A 17133-nucleotide genomic window follows, 5' to 3' on the forward strand; every position below is an offset into this window, starting at 1 on the left:
ATTAGTGACTTTCCTTGTTAGCTTGTTGCGATCCAATCAAATGCTGCACGACCCGTTCCATTTTCATGAAACGGGAGCCCTTGATTAATACGGTTGCATTCGGTGCGACGGCTGCCTCCACGGCAGCCAGCAAGTCGCCGAACTGTTCAAAATGGCGAATGGCGTCCCCCTTCATGTGGGAAGCCAGTTCGCCGGTGGCCAGCACCTGTTCGATGCCTTTACTGTGCGCGTAAGCGCCTATCTCTTCGTGGAACTCGCGGCCCTGCGTGCCGACTTCGCCCATGTCGCCCAGCACCAGCACGCGCGGCGCGGCCGCTTTCGACAGCACGTCGATGGCGGCGCGCACCGAATCCGGGTTGGCGTTGTAGGTGTCGTCGATGACGACGGCGCCGTTGGTGGCGGCCTTCTTTTGCAGACGGCCGCTGACCGGCGCGAAGGTGTCGAGCCCCAGCTTGATCTTGTCCAGCGCGATGCCGGCGGCATACGTGCATGCCACCGCGGCCAGCGCGTTGCGCACATTGTGTTCACCCGCCGCCTGGAGATTGACGAAGAACTGCTCCGGTTCCTCGCCTTCGGCCAAGCGGATGGTGATGAACATCTCGCTACCGAAATCACCGGCGCGGAACGTGCAGCTCACTTCAGCGTCCTTGGTCAGGCCGAAACGGATCATGCGGCGACCGGCCGACAGTTCTTCCCAGATCGGTGTGAACTCGTCGCCATGCGGGAACACCGCCACGCCGTCGGCGGGCAGGCCGGCCAGCACGGCGCCGTTCTCGCGCGCCACCGCTTCGACCGTGTGCATGAATTCCTGGTGTTCGCGCTGGGCGTTGTTGACCATGGCGATGGTCGGCTCGGCGATGGCGACCAGGCGGCCGATTTCGCCCGGATGGTTCATGCCCATCTCGATGACGGCCGACTGCTGCTTCGCTTCCATGCGGAACAGCGTCAGCGGCACGCCGATTTCGTTATTCAGGTTGCCGCGCGTGGCCAGGCGGCCTTCGTCGCCGTGGGCGGCGGCCAGGATCGCCGCGATCATTTCCTTGACCGTGGTCTTGCCGTTGCTGCCGGTGACGCCGATGACAGGCATGGCGAACTGGCGGCGCCAGTGGTTGGCGATCTGCCCCAGTGCCGTCAAAGTATTTGGCACCACGATCGCAGGCAGTGAAAAACCTTCCGGCACTTCCTCGACTACGACTGCGGCGACGCCCTTCTCCGCGACCTGCGCGAGGAAGTTGTGGGCGTCGAATACTTCGCCGCGCAAGGCCACGAACAAAGAACCTGCGGAGACATTGCGGCTATCGGTCGACACGCCCGCAAATACAACTTCACCCGAATCGGCGGCGGCATTGACCAGCCGCGCGCCCGGGAGGGAAGGCAGAATCTGTGCGAGTGCTGCACGCATCAATTCGTCCTCATCATGGTTAACCGGGCCGACAACGCCAGCTGCGCGTGATCGACATCGGAGAATGGCAGTTTCTTGCCCTTGATTTCCTGGTACGGCTCATGGCCTTTGCCGGCCAACAGAATCACATCCGGCTTGGCGGCGTGCTTGATCGCCGACAGGATCGCGGCGGCGCGGTCGTCCAGCGTCTGCACCGTCGACGCCGGATTGTTCCGGTCCATGCCGGCGACGATCTGCTCGATGATCGAATGCGGGTCTTCGCTGCGCGGATTGTCGCTGGTGACCAGCACATGGTCGGCCATCTGCGCGATCTTGCCCATCTGCGGACGCTTGCCCGGATCGCGGTCGCCGCCGCAGCCGAACACGCACCACAGCTGGCCGCCACGGTCGCTCGCCACGGCGCGCAGCGCCACCAGGGTTTTCTCCAGCGCGTCCGGGGTGTGCGCGTAGTCGATGACGATCATCGGCGCGTCCTGGCCGCCCACCTGCTGCATGCGGCCCGGTGCCGGCCGCAGCGCCTCGACCGCCTCGATGGCGGCGCGCAGGCCCAGGCCCTTGGCCAGCATCGCGCCCATCACGCCCAGCGCGTTGCTGATGTTGAAGTGGCCGACCAGCTTCGTTTTGATCAGCGCCACGCCCAGCGCCGACTCCAGGTGGAATTCGGTGCCGGCGCTGCGGGTGCTGCGGAACTGGCTGGCGCGCAGCATCAGCACGCCGTCGATGTCAGGCTGCGTGGCGGCGTCGCGCAGGGTATAGCCGATCAGCGGAATGACGCCTGAAAGTGCGCCCGCCAATGGCGCCTTCGATTTCAGATGCGCGATCAGGCGCAGGCCCATCGGATCGTCCAGGTTGACGACGGCCGTCTTCAGGCCTGGCCAGTCGAACAGTTTGGTCTTGGCCGCTTCGTACGCCGCCATGTCGCCGTGGTAGTCCAGGTGGTCGCGGGTCAGGTTGGTGAACAGCGCGACGTCGAAATGCATACCCGCCAGGCGGCCCTGTTCCAGACCGATCGACGACGCTTCGATCGCCAGCGACTTGGCGCCCTGGTCGCGCAGGTCGGCCAGGGTGCGCGCCAGCAGCACCGCGTCCGGCGTCGTGTAGCCGGTGACGTCGTATTCGACTTCGCCGCGCGCGCGGAACACGCCCACGCCGAGGGTGCCGATGACGGCGGCCGGTTCGGCCCCGCGCGACAAGGCCTGCCCCAGCCACACCGCGCTGGAGGTCTTGCCGTTGGTGCCGGTGACGGCGACGGTGAACATCGCCTCATCCGGCTGCTGGTAATAAGCGTGGGCGATCAGGCCCGCATGCTGTTTCAGATTGTCGACGGTGATATACGGCACGCTCCAGCTGTCGTTCCAGGTGAAGCCGGCCGGGTCCACCACGACCAGTGCCGCGCCCTGCTCGATGGCGCCGTCGATGAAGCCACGGCCGTCGACGGCGTTGGCTGCATCGGCTGCAAAAGCAAAAAACACATCGCCCAGCTTGATGCGGCGCGAGTCCGACGCAAGCTGCGCGCCAGGCGCCAGCTTGCGGATCGCCGCCGCGATGGCCGCGAAATCGGCCGATGGATCGAAGTTAAAAGTCGTCACATGTTCCCCTGTGCTGCGGACTCTGGAATGATGATATGGGTCAGGTCGGAATCCGGCGCCACGTTCTTGGCGCGCAGGGCCTGCGCCGCCAGGGCGGAAAACACCGGACCGGCGACGTCGCCGCCGTATTTGAGCGGGCCGCTTGGTTCGTCGATCATGACGGCGATAATGAAGCGCGGGTCCGACATCGGCGCCATGCCGACGAAGTTGCCGATGTATTTGGTATGCGAGTAGCGCCCGCCGATGAATTTTTGCGCGGTACCGGTCTTGCCGCCCACGCGGTAGCCCGGCACCTGCGCCTTGACGGCGGAGCCGCCCGGCAGCGTGACCATTTCCAGCATCTCGCGCATTTCCGCCGCGGTTTTCGGGCTGATGACCTGGGTGCCGTGCGGCGCCTCGTGCACCTTCTGGAACGACAGCGGAATGATGTCGCCGTCGCGCGCCAGCACCAGGTAGGCGCGCGCCAACTGGATCAGCGACACCGAGACACCCTGGCCGAAGCTCATGTTGGCGTGTTCGATCGGACGCCATGATTTATAGGGCCTCAAGCGGCCGGCGACGGCGCCCGGGAAGCCCCATTTGGGCTGCTGCCCGAAACCGAGCTTGGTGTACATCTCCCACAGATCCTGTGGCGTCATCAACATGGCGATCTTGGTGGTGCCGATGTTGGACGACTTCTGGATGACGGTCTGGACATCGATCGTGTGGTTGGCGTGGGTATCGTGGATCACGCGGTCGGCGATCACCATGGCGCCGTTACCGGTGTCGAACATGGTGTGCGGCGTGATTTTTTTCGCTTCCAGCGCCATCACCACCGGGAACGGCTTCATCGACGATCCCGGCTCGAAGGTGTCGGTCATCACGCGGTTGCGCAGCTGTTCGCCGGTCAGCTTGGAGCGGTCGTTCGGATTGTAGGTCGGGTAGTTGGCCAGCGCCAGCACCTCGCCGGTGTGGACGTCCAGCACCACCGCGGCGCCGGCCTTGGCGTTGAACTTCTCGACCGCTTCCTTGATCTGGGTGAAGGCGATGTACTGGATCTTGCTGTCGATCGACAGCGTCAGGTCCTTGCCGTCGTGCGGCTCGCGGATCGACTCGATATCCTCGACGATGTGGCCCAGGCGGTCCTTGATCACGCGGCGGCTGCCCGGCTGGCCGACCAGCGTTTTCTGCTGCGCCAGTTCCATCGATTCCTGGCCCACGTCTTCGACGTTGGTGAAGCCCACCACGTGGGTCGTCACTTCGCCCTGCGGATAGAAGCGCTTGTATTCTTTACGGGTCTGCACGCCCTCGATGCCCAGCTTGACGATCTTGTCGGCCACGTCCTGCTCGACCTGGCGCTTCAGATAGACGAAGCCACGGTCCGAATCGAGTTTTTTCTGAAGCTCGGCATTGCTCATGCCGAGCAGCTGCGCCAGTTGTTTCAGCTTGTCGGCCGGTGCGTTCTGCACGTCGTCCGGGATCGCCCAGATGGCCTTGACCGGCACCGACGACGCCAGCACCTGGCCATCGCGGTCGGTGATTTTGCCGCGCGTGGCCGGCAAGTCCAGCGTGCGCGCGTAGCGGATCTCGCCCTGCTTTTGCAGGAACTGGGTCGACACGCCCTGCAGCCACGCGGCGCGGGCGGCCAGCGCGAAGAAGGCGAAGAACAGCACGAACAGCACCACGCGCGAACGCCACACCGGCAGGCGCACCGCCAGTACGGGGTTCTTCGAGAACGGCACGCCCTTGGAGCGTGCCACGCGCGAGGTGTTCACGTTGGAGCCGCGGCTCATTTCGATCCTTCCGGCGTCAGGTACTGCGTGCGCGCGGCCGTCAGCGGCGTCATGGTCAGGTCGCGGCGCGCGATCTCCTCGATGCGCGCGTGCTTGCCCAGGGTCGACTGGTCGAGCTGCAGCTGCGCCCACTCGATATCGAGCTGGCGCGCCTTCGACTGCGAGCGTTCCAGTTCGATGAACAGGTGGCGCGCCTGGTACTGGGCGTTGACGACCGACAGGCCGCAGCCCACCAGCAGCGCCGCCAGCACCAGGTTGATCTTGCCGCTCATTGCGCCTCCGCCGGAATGGGAAGGCGGCGCGCCACCCGCATCACCGCCGAGCGGGAACGCGGATTGGCGTCGACTTCGGCGTCGGACGGTTTCATCTTGAACAGCAGCTTGAGCTCCGGCTGCGGCAAATCGACCGCGCGGATCGGCAGGCGCCGGTCCGGCTGTTCGACATTGGCCTTGGACGCGAAGAAGCGCTTGACCATGCGGTCTTCCAGCGAATGGAAGCTGATGATCGCGATGATGCCGCCCGGCGCCAGACTGGCGTAGGCCTGGTTTAAACCGACCTCGAGGTCTTCAAGCTCTTTATTGATGAAAATCCGGATAGCTTGAAATGTGCGGGTTGCCGGATCCTTGCCCTTTTCCCGAGTCTTGACCGCGCCTGCCACGATGCCGGCAAGCTGTCGTGTGGTTGAAATTGGTTCGACTGCCCGGCGAGCAACAATCGCCTTTGCAATCTGAAAAGCAAACCGTTCTTCCCCATATTCTTTGATCACCTTTTCCAGTGTCTGTTCGGTTTCTGTGGCGAGCCACGCCGCCGCCGACATGCCGCGCGTGGTATCCATGCGCATGTCGAGCGGACCATCGTTACGGAAGCTGAAGCCGCGCGCGGCGTCGTCCACCTGCGGCGACGAGATGCCCAGGTCGAGCAGGATGCCGTCGACCTGGCCCACGCCGCGTTCGGCCAGCGCCGCCGTCATCGTGGCGAAGCTGTCGTGGACGATCGTGAAGCGCGGATCGTCGATTTGTTCGGCGGTGGCGATGGCCTGCAAGTCCTTGTCGAAGGCGATCAGGCGCGCGTTGGCGCCCAGCTTCGACAGGATCAGGCGCGAATGGCCGCCGCGGCCGAAGGTGCCGTCGACGTAGACGCCGTCGGCGCGCGCGCCGTCCAGCGCGAGGGCGTCGACCGCTTCGTCAAGCAGCACCGTGCGATGCTGAAATTCAGGCACCGATGTGGATGTCATCACGGGACCTTAGAAAGAGAAATTGGCGAGTACATCGGGGGTGCCGGCTTCAATCGCCTGCTGCTCTTTTTCCGCCTGCTTGGCGGCATCCCAGATTTCGAAGTGGGAGCCCATGCCCATCATCATGACTTCGCGCTCCAGGCCGACGGCGGCCCGCAGCTCCGGCGAAATCAGGATGCGGCCGGCCGTGTCCATTTCGACGTCGGTGGCGTAACCGAGGAATATCCGTTGCCACGCGCGTGCCTGCATCGGCCACTGGGCAATCTGTTGACGGTGTTGTTCCCACACCGGGCGGGGGAACAACATGACGCAGCCATCGGGGTGGCGGGTCAGGGTGAGGCGGCCTTCGCATTGGATCGAGAGCGCGTCACGATGCTTGGCGGGGATAGACATCCTGCCTTTTGCATCGAGATTGATTGCGGACGCGCCTTGAAACACGGGATTACCTTTTGACCTCAGTATGGTTAGCGGAGCATGAACGGCGACTTTCCAGTTTCATCTCCCCCGCCGCTAAGTCAGGACAAATTTCCCACAAAAAGACACTTTTTCACACAGATGCCCACTTTAGAGGATGGGAGAATAGCGGTCAAGCGCTTTCAGGCAAACGAAACAGGGATTTTAGTAATGAAATTAAGGACTTAGCGCAATTCCTTGAAGCCAGCTAGAAATAAAATAACTCGACAAATTAAGTACTTATGGAAGACTGTGAATGTGCTACCTCATCTACACACATGTGTATGCATGCACTAAAGCGGTGAAAATGAATTCCCAAAATAATTGAAATATTTACATATAGTTGCAAAGCGCCAACATTGACGTATCACATTGACAACTGGTCAATAGATCGCCCAACGGCGCTGAAAGTCGCGTGGTTTGATAGGGGAATGGTCGGATGTCGCGCCAGCAGCGCGATAACGGGGAGTATGAAACCTTGTAATAACTGCAGCTTCGTTTTTGCTAGTCAACAGCGGCCGGACCGTCGATATATTTTCGACAAGCAATTTGTATAGACAATTTTTTGACTGCCGCACTGCACCAAAAACGTCATTATACGCCTGAGCCAGGAGACAATTCCAGCGCGAATTGCCGAAAAAACTGTCAACTTTCGTAACAAAAGCATAATTTATATTACTTACAGCTCAGGCCGCCCAACCCCTGGAGCGATCGACGGCGCGCGCCCAGCCTTCCATCAGCGCACTGCGCCGGTCGGCGCCCATGACGGGGTCGAAGCGGCGTTCGCAGGTCCACTGGGCGGCGACCTCCTCGCGGGTTTGCCAGAAGCCCACCGCCAGGCCGGCCAGGTGGGCGGCGCCCAGCGCCGTGGTCTCGGTCACGCGCGGACGCACCACCGGCACGCCCAGCAAATCGGCCTGGAACTGCATCAGCAGGTCGTTGCGGGCGGCCCCGCCGTCGGCGCGCACCTCGGTCAGCGGAATGTCCCGGCTCGACGCCGCCACATCCTTCTGCATGGCGGCCATCAGCTCCGCGCTTTGATAGGCGATCGCCTCCAGCGCCGCGCGGGCGATGTGGGCGCGGTTGCTGCCCCGGCTCAGCCCCACCAGCGCGCCGCGCGCGTACGGGTCCCAGTGCGGCGCCCCCAGGCCGACGAAGGCCGGCACCATGAACACGCCGCCGCTGTCGGGCACACTGGCGGCCAGCGGCTCGACGTCGGACGATTTCTCGATGATGCCAAGGCCGTCGCGCAGCCACTGCACCGTAGCGCCGCCCATGAAGACGCTGCCCTCCATCAGATACTCGGTGGCGCCGTCGACCCGCCAGCCGACGGTGGTCAGCAGGCGGTTGTGCGACACCACCGGATGCTCGCCCAGCTGCATCAGCATGAAGCATCCGGTGCCATAGGTATTCTTGGCCATGCCCGGCGCGTGGCAGGCTTGGCCGAAGGTGGCGGCCTGCTGGTCGCCGGCGATGCCGGCCACCGCGATCGGCGCGCCGAACAGCGAGGCCTTGGTCATGCCGACTTCCTCGCTGGACGACACCACCTGCGGCAGCATCGACGCCGGAATATCGAACAGCTGCAGCAAATCCTGGTCCCAGCGCATCAGGTGGATATTAAACAGCAGCGTGCGCGAGGCGTTGCTCACGTCCGTCACGTGGCGCCCCGTCAGCTTGTACACCAGCCAGCTGTCGACGGTGCCGAACGCCAGCCCGCCCTGGCGCGCCCGGTCGCGCGCGCCGGGCACGTGGTCGAGCAGCCATTTCAGTTTGGTGGCGGAGAAGTAGGAATCGAGTTCGAGGCCGGTAATGCCGGCGATGCGACCGGCCTTGCCGTCGGCGCGCAGCGCGTCGCAGGTATCCGCGGTGCGGCGGTCCTGCCAGACGATGGCCGGCGCGATCGGCTCGCCCGTCTTGCGGTCCCACACCAGGGTGGTCTCGCGCTGGTTGGCGATGCCGATGGCGAGGATCTGGCGGCTTTCGACCTGATTGTCGTGCAAGACCTTGCGGGCGACGGCCAACTGGCTGTTCCAGATGTCGTTGGGGTCGTGCTCGACCCAGCCGGGCTGCGGGAAATGCTGGGGATATTCGGCCGCCGCGCTGCCGCAGATCTGTCCCTGGTGGTCGAACAGGATGGCGCGCGAACTGGTGGTGCCTTGATCCAAGGCCAGTATGTATGTTTTCATCGGCACGTCCCCAGGTCGACGCGGTATGCGCGTCGGTCCCGCGGCAGCCGCGAATGTCTATATTAGTTGAAGCAAGCCGATAGGCCGGATTTTGTTACGGCGCGGGCGAACCCGCGCTATGACAGCCATTCCTCTAGGCGCTGGATTACTCCAGCGCTCAAGCTTCCTACCCGCACGCTCCGCGAGCAGCATCATCGCGTGCCTATTTGGAATTGCACCAGGTGGAGGTTACCGCGTTTCACCGTAACTTAATACGCTCGTCTCTGTGGCCCTATTCCTCGCCTTATACCTTGGGCTTGCGCTTGCGGCTTTCAGCGGACGGCCGTTAACCGTCACCCCGCTCTATGGAGTCCGGACCTTCCTCCCGCCAGGCATTACGCGCTGGCCAGCGGCTGTCTGGCTTGCTTCAGGCGGTATTGTACCAGCCGGGCCGCCGATTCTATAATTTGATGTCGCCATTTGAAAAGCGCCGCCCCCTGCCCGGCCGTAGAATCATGCTACCTATCCCCCTTGAGGCCAGAACATGACGCACCCAACCCGCACCGGCGGCCAGATCCTGGTCGACGCCCTGAAGATCCACGGCGTCGACACCGCTTTCGGCGTACCCGGCGAAAGCTACCTGGACGTGCTCGACGCGCTGCATGACTCCGACATCCGCTTCATCATCAACCGCCAGGAGGGCGGCGCCGCCTTCATGGCCGACGCCTACGGCAAGATGACGGGCAAGCCGGGTATCTGCTTCGTCACGCGCGGCCCGGGCGCGACCAACGCCTCGATCGGCGTGCACACCGCCTACCAGGATTCGACGCCGATGATCCTGTTCATCGGCCAGGTCGGCAACGACTTCATCGACCGCGAAGCCTTCCAGGAGATCGACTACCGCCGCATGTATGGCCAAATGGCCAAATGGGTGGCGCAGATCGACCGCGCCGAGCGCATTCCCGAATACCTCGCGCGCGCCTTCCAGGTTGCCACCAGCGGCCGTCCGGGCCCGGTGGTGCTGGCGCTGCCCGAGGACATGCTGATCGATACGGCCGCGGTGGCCGATACGCGCGCGTATCAGGCGGTGCAAGCCTCGCCGTCGGCGGCGCAGATCGACGTGCTGCGCGCCATGCTCGCCAGCGCCAAAAAGCCGCTGGTCCTGCTGGGCGGCGGCGGCTGGAACGCGCAAGCCTGCGCCGACCTGCAGCGCTTCGCCGAAGCCAACCACCTGCCGGTGGGCTGCGCCTTCCGCTTCCAGGATTTGCTCGACAACGCCCACCCCAACTATGTCGGCGATGTCGGCATCGGCATCAACCCGAAACTGGCGGCGCGCGTGCGCGAGGCCGACGTGATCCTCGCCATCGGCCCGCGCCTGGGCGAGATGACCACCGGCGGCTACGCGCTGATTTCCGCGCCGGTGCCGGCGCAGCGCCTGATCCACGTCCACGCCGACGCGCAAGAACTGGGCAGCGTCTACCAGGCGGAATTGATGATCAACAGCGGCATGCCGCAGATCGCGGCCATGCTGGCGGCGATGGCGCCGGTCGACGCCGGCGCATGGAGCGACTCCGTGGCCGAGGCCAAGGCGGATCTGGCGGCATGGCAGCAGCAGCCGGCGATTTTCCAGGACGGCCAGGCGCCGCTGGACTTGTGGCAGGTGGTGCAGCAGATCGACAAGATCGCGCCGCACGACACCATCATCACCAACGGCGCCGGCAATTACGCCACCTGGGCGCACCGTTTCCACAGCTACGGCGGCATGCGCACGCAATTGGCGCCGACCAGCGGCGCGATGGGCTACAGCGTGCCGGCCGGCGTGGCCGCCAAGATCATCGACCCGAAACGCACGGTGATCACCTTCGCCGGCGACGGCGAATACATGATGAACGGCCAGGAGCTGGCCACGGCGGTGCAGTACAAGGCGGGGGTGGTGATCATCGTCTTCAACAACGGCATGTTCGGCACCATCCGCATGCACCAGGAGCGCGACTATCCGGGACGCGTATCGGGCACGGAGCTGCACAATCCCGATTTTGCCGCGCTGGCGGTGGCGTATGGCGCGCATGGGGAAGTGGTCGACAAGACGGCCGATTTCGGCCCGGCGCTGGAGCGCGCGCTGGCGCATGCCAACGGCCGCAGCCTGCCGGCGCTGATCGAGTTGCGCTACGACGGCAACCTGATCACGCCCGGCGCCACGCTGGAAACGATCCGCAAGAACGCCGAAGCGGCCAAGAAAACTTGACTGGACGAGGAGATACGTAGGGCGGATTAGGCGGCACGCCGTAATCCGCCAAGCGCCGGCGACGGCTCATGGCGGATTACGCTGCGCTAATCCGCCCTACGTGTCTCCACGAATCGCATGCATCGCTATGCTTAAGAAGGCGCCTGGTTCGACGGCGCCTCTTCCACCTTCTCTTTGTCCTTCTTCGCCTGCGGACAAACCTTGCAGGTGCCGGCCTTGCGTCCGAAATCGGTCACCAGCGGCAACCGCATCGGCACCGCCTCGTCGCCGCAATAGCCGCCATCGAGCACCAGGGTCCTGCCGCCGTCGGCGATCTTGCCGCTGATGGTGCGCTCCTCCTCGTCGGGCGGGCGCACGGTGAAATACATCTGCCGCCCACGCGGATCGATATTGACGTCGCTGGCCACCACCGGCCAGCTCAAGCCGCCCGCCGTGTACTCGTACAGCACCGTATCGACTTCCGCGAAGCGCTGCAAGGTGATGCGCTGGCCGCCGAATTCGCCGCTCTCGGCGTTGATGCACAAATCGGAAAACACCACCATGCCGTAACGCGGCAGGCCGGCATTGGCGGACGGCTTGCGCGCCGCCTTGGGCGCGGCCAGCACGGCGCACGAGGCGATCAGCATGGCGCCGGCGAATACGGCGCGTCGTTTCATCATCATGGTCGTCGTCATCAATAAAACCACTTTCAGAAAAGAACAACGGCTGCACCAGGCAGCCGTTGTTGATACTAACTCTGAATGAACAGATTAGAAGCTGTGTTTCACGCCGATGTTGAAGGCTTTGTCGCCCGAACCAACTTCGGTGTTGTTGCCAACGGTGTAAGCTGCGCCGTTTTTGTTTTTGATCTTAGCGTACGCCAGGTAAGCGCTGGTGCGCTTCGACAGGTTGTACGAGTAGCCAACGCCCCACTGGCTAGCGTCGTTGTTAGCGGCTTCTTTATCGTTTTTACGGATGTACGAAGCCATGACAACGCCGTTACCGGCTGGAACGGTTACGCCGACCAGTGCGTCAGCGCTGTCTTGCGACGCGACTGGAGCAACGGTGTAGCCGAATGGGTTGGTGGTGTTAGCCAGAGGCGCGCTGTTCTGGCCCTTGTCTTGACCGTAGGCTGCGAAAACTTTAACAACTTTGAAGTCGTAGTTCGCGGCGATCAGGCTGTTGTGGCCGATGCTGTTGGTTTTAACGGTAGCGGTGTCGTTGTTACGGTTGTTGTAAGCGGCAGCGATGTTCAGCGGACCGTTGGTGTAACCGATCGACGCGCCCAGTTGACGCTGTGCAGCCGAATCGCCAGCGGTTTCGCCCAGGCTGTACGAAGCAGCAGCCGAGAAACCGTACAGCGATGGGGTTTTGTACACAACGCCGTTGTCGGCGCGGGTCATGTTGCCGGCAACCGGGAACAGGTTTTTAGCGGTACCAGCGTAGCCCATTGCGAACGGGTCAGCCACGTCGCGCAGGGTTTCGTAGTAAGGGGTGTACTGACGACCGATGGTCAGGGTACCGGCGGTCTTCGAGCTCAGGCCAACATAGGCTTCGCGGTTGAACAGGCGGTTGTTGGCGTTGTCCAGCGAACCGTCGTCGATTTTAACGCCGGCTTCCAGCTTGAAGATTGCGCTCAGACCGCTGCCCAGGTCTTCGGTGCCTTTGAAGCCGATACGCGAAGCCGAAGCCACGCCGCTTTGTACTGCAGTCTTGTTACCAGCAGCACCGCCACGCTCGGAGGTCAGGCCGGCATCGACGATACCGTACATGGTGACGTTCGATTGCGCCATAGCTACGTTGCTCAGGGCGCCCAGGATGGCGATGGAGATCAGGGATTTTTTCATTACATGTTTCCTTCAGTTGTGTTGCTGTAAAAAGGTATAGCTAGTAGTGCGGCTAAATACGGTGCTTATCGGCGTCACCAGCAGGCGCCGTATGTGCGTGAGGGCAAACTCCCCAGCTGCCACTGTGCGGTCCCATCAGGCGGAACGCGCTCACTTAAGTTGCGGCCGATTTAATCGACGCTCGCAGGTTCGCGGTGCGCAAACGCACCGGAGGCGGCACTATACTGATGCTTGACGACTCCATCAAGTGCAAAAACGTTCATAGTGCAACGTCCCTGTCCTTGTCAGATTTTCAAAACACCCGTATTTTAACGCATCGCAATATTTCATGCCGAGCAAGCGAACTAGCCCAGTTTTTCCGCACGATGAACTTCATGCAGCAACCCGTTTTGCGGGCCGCCCTAGTGACAAATGCAAGATCAATGCATGCGTACTACATCGTTGTCGGACCAAGTAAAAATAGCCACTTTGCTATTTCTGGCGCTATTTTATACTGAAGCCCCTGCGCGAACCTGCGCACTCCATGGTAATAAGCTAACAACCAGCGACATTGTTTGGCTTGGAAATACAGCAAAATAGCCTTCAAACCAACGATGATCGTAGTGTTACAGGAGTAAACTAGTCATAAATTCTGTCCGCAGGGCAACTATTGCGGTGCATCAGGAATTTGTAAGAAATTGCTACGTGTTGCACAGAAACGACACATCACGCACCAATTCGACACGTTATCGCCCCAAAGCGGGGCGATCGTGCTTGCGCCAGCGCTCTTTTATGCATGAGCAAAACTCATATCCGGCGCCGTAGTGGACGGCGCGACTAGCGGGACGCCGAGCGTTTTAGATAGCGCATCAGCGCGCCCAGCACCGGCAGCTTCTCGTACAACTCCTCGGCCGCGTCCCAGTAATCCCGGTGTAGCGCAACTTTGCCATCGGCATCGAACCGCACATGCGTGGCGCCGCGAATGACCTGCGGCTGTTCCGGCCAGCGCACGAAGCGGAATTGCATTTCCCACGTCAAAAACGCCTGGTCGCCCCGGCCCATATGCTCGATGACGACAAAACGCGGTTCGCGCAGGCGCACGAACATATGCTCGAAGACCTTGACGATGGCCGCATGGCCGCGAATCTCATTGAACGGATCCTTGAACAATGCATCGGCCGCGTAAACCTCCGCGATCCCCGACACCGCCGCCGGCGTCAGCGTCTCGTAAAACACGATCAGGCGGCGCAAAGCCGCTTGCATATCGCTCATAAGCGCGTCACCCTGGCGATCAGCCAGAAGTAAAGTCGATACGGCAGCAGCCGGGCGAAGCGCAGCGTATTGGTGAACTTGCGCGGAAAGTGAATATGGAACGCCCCCCGCTCGACACCGCGCACCAGTTCCCGCGCGGCGTCGGCCGGCTGCATCAGTCCCGGCATCGGAAAATCATTCCCCTTGGTCAGCGGCGTATCGACGAAACCCGGATTGATCAGATGCACGGCGATGCCCTTCGGGTGCAGATCGAAGTACAGCGACTCGGCCAGATTGATCAGCGCCGCCTTGGTCGGACCGTAGACCAGCGCCTTCGGCAAGCCGCTATAGCCGGCCACGGAGCTGACAATGCCGATGCCGCCGCTGCGCTGCCGGATCAGCATCGGCAACACCGGCGCCAGGCAATTGAACACGCCGCGCAGATTCAGATCGATCAGCTGATTCGCTTTTTCCAGATCGAAGCTGTCGGCGCGCATTTCGTTATACCCGCCGGCCACCAGCAGCACCAGGTCGATGCGCGGCCAGCTGGCCAGGATCTCGTCGCGCGCGCGCGCCACGCTGGCGTGATTGGTGACATCCAGCGCCACCGCGAGGGTCCTGGGCATGGCATCGGCATCGGCGGCCGCCAGCTCGTCCAGCGCATCCTGTCGGCGCGCGGACAACGCCACGTGCGCGCCCTTCGCCAACAGCAGCCGTGCCGTGGCGGCGCCGATGCCGGTGGAAGCGCCGACGATCCACACATATTGATCGGCCCAGTCGTCGATGACATGGTTCATCGCCATCACCGCACCTGCTCGGAACGGCGGTTGAACACCACCGTCAGGCTGCCCAGGCCGACATTGAACTTGCTCATTTGCGCCCGGTTGAGCATCACGCGGTCGTCGATCAGATACATCCAGTCGTCGAAGTCGACGTTATAAACCTTGTCGCCGACCGGCAGCGCCAGCACGTACTGCAAGCGCATCGCGTTACCCGACACCTCCACCTTCGCCTCGCCCACGACATCGGGCGCGGTGCCGATGTAGCGGCCCTCGGCGGTCTTGCGCAAGGTCCAGACCCGCCGTTGCTTGGTGCCGTCCGAATAGACGAATTCCTCGTCGAGCGTGCCGACGTCGCCGCTCCAGCTGCAGCGCATCAGCACCGTGAAGCGTTTCTCCACCGTGCCGGCGCGGTTCTGGAACATGCCGTGGACGTCGAGCGTGCCGTTGAAGTAGCGCTGGATATCAAGCTTGGGCGCCTCCTGCGCGTAGTGGTCCGGCTGCACCGGCAGCGAGCAGCCGTTCAGCAAAAACGCGCAGGTGATCGCGGCGGCGGCGCAAAGGCGGGTAATTTTCATTGTGTGGTCTCCAGTTCAGCAATCGCGTAGCGGCGCGCGCCACAACAGCGCGGCCGCAATCAGTTTTAAACAGCAAGGCAGCAACGCATAGGCGAATGACAGCGCGCCCAGGCCCTGCCCCGTGCCAGGCGTGTAGCCCAGTAATTCGAGCGCCGGCAAGGCGACACCGGCCGCCAGCGCCAGGGTCATTTGCACGCCCCAGTTCCATACGCCGAAATACGCCGCCTCGCGCCGGCCGCTGTCGCCGGCGCCGGCGATGACGCCGGCCAGCAACGCAGGCGGCAACGCCAGGTCGGCGCCCAGCGCCAGGCCGGAAATGGCGCAGATGACGCCAAACGAAACGACATCGCCGGGCCCCAGCCAATACGCCCAGACGAAGACGGCGGCCGTCAGCAGCATGCTGGCGACCCAGGCCCGCGCCTCGCCAAGGCGCCGCGCAGCCACCGGCCACGCCGCCATCGAAGCGGCCGCGCTGGCGAAGTACAGCAACAGGAACAGGCCGGCGTTGGAACCGAGCTTGAGGCGGTCCTCGGCGAAGAACAGGAACAGCGTGGCGGGTATCGAGGCGGCGACGCCGTTCACCATCAGCACCAGGAACAGCGCGCGGAAACGGCGCTGCCGGAACGGCGCGGACAGCTCGGCAAAGCGCAAGGGAGCTACCGCTGCCGCGTCCCGCATGGCCCGGGGTGGCTGGGGAGCCCTATATAACAGACAAACGGCGCCCGCCAGCAGCGTGGCGGCAAAGGCATAGCTCAACGCGTCGTAATCGAAGACGGCGGGCAGCACGGCAGCCATCATCACGCCGAACAGACCGCAGCTCTCGCGCACCGCCGCCAGCTTCGAGCGCTCGCCCGGCAGCTGGGTCAATGCGGCGCCCCAGCTTTGATGGGCGATGGTGGCGAGGCTGAAGCCGGTGTACACCAGCATCAGCGACAGCAGGAACCAGCATAGCGCCGGCACGCCGGTCAGCGCCGGAGGGTGGAACAGCATGGCGTAGCCGGCAATCAGCAGCGGCAGCGCGATCAGCACCGCGCGCCGATAGGCGCCGCCCGCCCGCGTGATCCACCAGCCCAGCAGCGGATCGATGAACGCCGCGACCGTGCGCGCCGCCAGCAGCGCGGCGCCGATGACGGCCAGCGTCAACGCGCCGCGCTGCGCGTAAAACTGCGGCACATACACATATATAGGCAGCGCCAGCATCGCCAGCGGCAGGCCGAACAAACCGTAATACAGCATCGCCATCAACGACAGCGATGGCGCACGCGTGGCGGCGGCAACGACGGCGGGCGCGGAATCGCGATTCACGGTTTCGGCGCGGCGTCGCGCAGCAGCGCCTCGCGCAGCTTGGGCGCGGTGGTGGCGGAATCGAGCCAGATGCCGAAGAAGGCCTGGGCGAAGGCCGGATCGGCCACCGTCGCCAGCGGCTTGCCGTCGCGGTAGAAGCGCACGCCCTCACCGGGCAGGAATAGACCGCTCAAGCGGCTGCCTTCCTTCACGTCCGGGAAGATCGCCTGCATCTTTTCCAGCCATGCGGCACGCTGCGCCGCGCTGCCCGCGCCTGTCTTCTCCATCTGCGCGGCGCTGGCCTCGGCGATCCTGCGGCCGTCCAGCGCACGCGCGTAGCGCAGATCCAGCACGTAGGGCGCGGCGTCCTTTGCCGCTGGCCGGTATCCCTGGGGGCCGACCCACAATTCGGCAGTGTAGATCGATAGCCCGAAATAGGTGAACACGCCCTGCCCCGCCAGCCGCGCGGCGCCCAGCTCACGCTCGACGTGGGCCGGCGCTTCCGCCGCACGGGCGGACGGCCCGGCCGCCAGCATCAGCGCGCACAGCGCCGCCATGGCAAAACACCGGGCCCGC

Annotated in this window: 15 protein-coding genes and 1 other RNA gene; 1 reads left to right on the forward strand and 15 read right to left on the reverse strand. The window is 63.4% G+C overall.

The window, feature by feature from the left end; all coding sequences use genetic code 11:
• Nucleotide 1: 1 nt before the first annotated feature.
• The 8 genes from murF to rnpB all read right to left on the reverse strand — a co-directional run bounded on the left by murF (nt 2) and on the right by rnpB (nt 9044).
• Nucleotides 2–1402 carry a UDP-N-acetylmuramoyl-tripeptide--D-alanyl-D-alanine ligase gene (gene murF, locus NHH73_26475; GenBank protein USX26070.1) on the reverse strand — a complete coding sequence of 467 codons (1401 nt, stop codon included), beginning with the start codon at nt 1400–1402 and terminating at the stop codon, nt 2–4.
• The gene (locus NHH73_26480) at nt 1402–2991 is read right to left on the reverse strand and encodes a UDP-N-acetylmuramoyl-L-alanyl-D-glutamate--2,6-diaminopimelate ligase (protein USX26071.1); all 1590 of its coding nucleotides are present in this window, start codon (nt 2989–2991) and stop codon (nt 1402–1404) included. Before NHH73_26480 ends, murF begins: the two co-directional genes overlap by 1 nt.
• Nucleotides 2988–4763, reverse strand: coding sequence for a penicillin-binding protein 2 (locus NHH73_26485; GenBank protein ID USX26072.1), 1776 nt, complete (start codon nt 4761–4763; stop codon nt 2988–2990). The genes NHH73_26480 and NHH73_26485 overlap by 4 nt, the downstream gene beginning before the upstream one ends.
• Nucleotides 4760–5035: a cell division protein FtsL gene (gene ftsL / locus NHH73_26490; protein ID USX26073.1), complete on the reverse strand. Its 276-nt coding sequence runs from the start codon at nt 5033–5035 to the stop codon at nt 4760–4762. Before ftsL ends, NHH73_26485 begins: the two co-directional genes overlap by 4 nt.
• Nucleotides 5032–5997, reverse strand: coding sequence for a 16S rRNA (cytosine(1402)-N(4))-methyltransferase RsmH (gene rsmH, locus NHH73_26495; GenBank protein ID USX26074.1), 966 nt, complete (start codon nt 5995–5997; stop codon nt 5032–5034). Before rsmH ends, ftsL begins: the two co-directional genes overlap by 4 nt.
• Before the next feature lie 9 nt (nt 5998–6006).
• Entirely contained in the window at nt 6007–6435 is a 429-nt protein-coding gene (gene mraZ / locus NHH73_26500) for a division/cell wall cluster transcriptional repressor MraZ (protein USX26075.1), read from the reverse strand.
• A gap of 701 nt (nt 6436–7136) precedes the next feature.
• Nucleotides 7137–8636 (reverse strand): glycerol kinase GlpK, encoded by a 1500-nt coding sequence (gene glpK, locus NHH73_26505; protein ID USX26076.1) that lies wholly within the window; start codon nt 8634–8636, stop codon nt 7137–7139.
• A gap of 64 nt (nt 8637–8700) precedes the next feature.
• Nucleotides 8701–9044: RNase P RNA component class A (gene rnpB / locus NHH73_26510), an RNA gene on the reverse strand.
• A 115-nt stretch (nt 9045–9159) separates the two neighbouring features.
• On the opposite strand from rnpB, the gene NHH73_26515 reads away from it, so the two are divergent.
• The gene (locus tag NHH73_26515) at nt 9160–10860 is read left to right on the forward strand and encodes a thiamine pyrophosphate-binding protein (GenBank protein ID USX26077.1); all 1701 of its coding nucleotides are present in this window, start codon (nt 9160–9162) and stop codon (nt 10858–10860) included.
• Between the two features lie 131 nt (nt 10861–10991).
• On the opposite strand, the gene NHH73_26520 is transcribed toward NHH73_26515, so the two are convergent.
• The 7 genes from NHH73_26520 to NHH73_26550 form a co-directional block, all read right to left on the reverse strand.
• On the reverse strand, nt 10992–11522 hold the full coding sequence (locus tag NHH73_26520) for a hypothetical protein (GenBank protein USX26078.1): 531 nt from the start codon (nt 11520–11522) through the stop codon (nt 10992–10994).
• An 87-nt stretch (nt 11523–11609) separates the two neighbouring features.
• Nucleotides 11610–12686, reverse strand: a complete 1077-nt coding sequence (locus tag NHH73_26525; GenBank protein ID USX26079.1) for a porin — start codon at nt 12684–12686, stop codon at nt 11610–11612.
• Between the two features lie 816 nt (nt 12687–13502).
• Complete coding sequence (locus NHH73_26530) at nt 13503–13937, reverse strand: nuclear transport factor 2 family protein (GenBank protein ID USX26080.1); 435 nt, start codon at nt 13935–13937, stop codon at nt 13503–13505.
• The gene (locus tag NHH73_26535) at nt 13934–14713 is read right to left on the reverse strand and encodes an SDR family NAD(P)-dependent oxidoreductase (protein USX29718.1); all 780 of its coding nucleotides are present in this window, start codon (nt 14711–14713) and stop codon (nt 13934–13936) included. The genes NHH73_26530 and NHH73_26535 overlap by 4 nt, the downstream gene beginning before the upstream one ends.
• Before the next feature lie 5 nt (nt 14714–14718).
• Nucleotides 14719–15273, reverse strand: coding sequence for a DUF3833 domain-containing protein (locus NHH73_26540; GenBank protein USX26081.1), 555 nt, complete (start codon nt 15271–15273; stop codon nt 14719–14721).
• Nucleotides 15274–15288: 15 nt separating this feature from the next.
• On the reverse strand, nt 15289–16578 hold the full coding sequence (locus NHH73_26545) for an MFS transporter (GenBank protein ID USX26082.1): 1290 nt from the start codon (nt 16576–16578) through the stop codon (nt 15289–15291).
• Nucleotides 16575–17114 (reverse strand): chalcone isomerase family protein, encoded by a 540-nt coding sequence (locus NHH73_26550; protein USX26083.1) that lies wholly within the window; start codon nt 17112–17114, stop codon nt 16575–16577. The genes NHH73_26545 and NHH73_26550 overlap by 4 nt, the downstream gene beginning before the upstream one ends.
• Nucleotides 17115–17133: the final 19 nt, after the last annotated feature.

The organism is Oxalobacteraceae bacterium OTU3CINTB1, assembly GCA_024123955.1.
Classification (GTDB): domain Bacteria; phylum Pseudomonadota; class Gammaproteobacteria; order Burkholderiales; family Burkholderiaceae_D; genus Rugamonas.

Coding starts and splice junctions, on each gene's coding strand:
- NHH73_26525 (USX26079.1), bottom strand. CDS start 12,686: ATGAAAAAATCCCTGATCTCCATCGCCATCCTGGGCGCCCTGAGCAAC.
- NHH73_26540 (USX26081.1), bottom strand. CDS start 15,273: ATGAAAATTACCCGCCTTTGCGCCGCCGCCGCGATCACCTGCGCGTTT.
- NHH73_26530 (USX26080.1), bottom strand. CDS start 13,937: ATGAGCGATATGCAAGCGGCTTTGCGCCGCCTGATCGTGTTTTACGAG.
- NHH73_26520 (USX26078.1), bottom strand. CDS start 11,522: ATGATGATGAAACGACGCGCCGTATTCGCCGGCGCCATGCTGATCGCC.
- glpK (USX26076.1), bottom strand. CDS start 8,636: ATGAAAACATACATACTGGCCTTGGATCAAGGCACCACCAGTTCGCGC.
- NHH73_26535 (USX29718.1), bottom strand. CDS start 14,713: ATGAACCATGTCATCGACGACTGGGCCGATCAATATGTGTGGATCGTC.
- ftsL (USX26073.1), bottom strand. CDS start 5,035: ATGAGCGGCAAGATCAACCTGGTGCTGGCGGCGCTGCTGGTGGGCTGC.
- NHH73_26515 (USX26077.1), top strand. CDS start 9,160: ATGACGCACCCAACCCGCACCGGCGGCCAGATCCTGGTCGACGCCCTG.
- NHH73_26550 (USX26083.1), bottom strand. CDS start 17,114: ATGGCGGCGCTGTGCGCGCTGATGCTGGCGGCCGGGCCGTCCGCCCGT.
- murF (USX26070.1), bottom strand. CDS start 1,402: ATGCGTGCAGCACTCGCACAGATTCTGCCTTCCCTCCCGGGCGCGCGG.
- NHH73_26485 (USX26072.1), bottom strand. CDS start 4,763: ATGAGCCGCGGCTCCAACGTGAACACCTCGCGCGTGGCACGCTCCAAG.
- rsmH (USX26074.1), bottom strand. CDS start 5,997: ATGACATCCACATCGGTGCCTGAATTTCAGCATCGCACGGTGCTGCTT.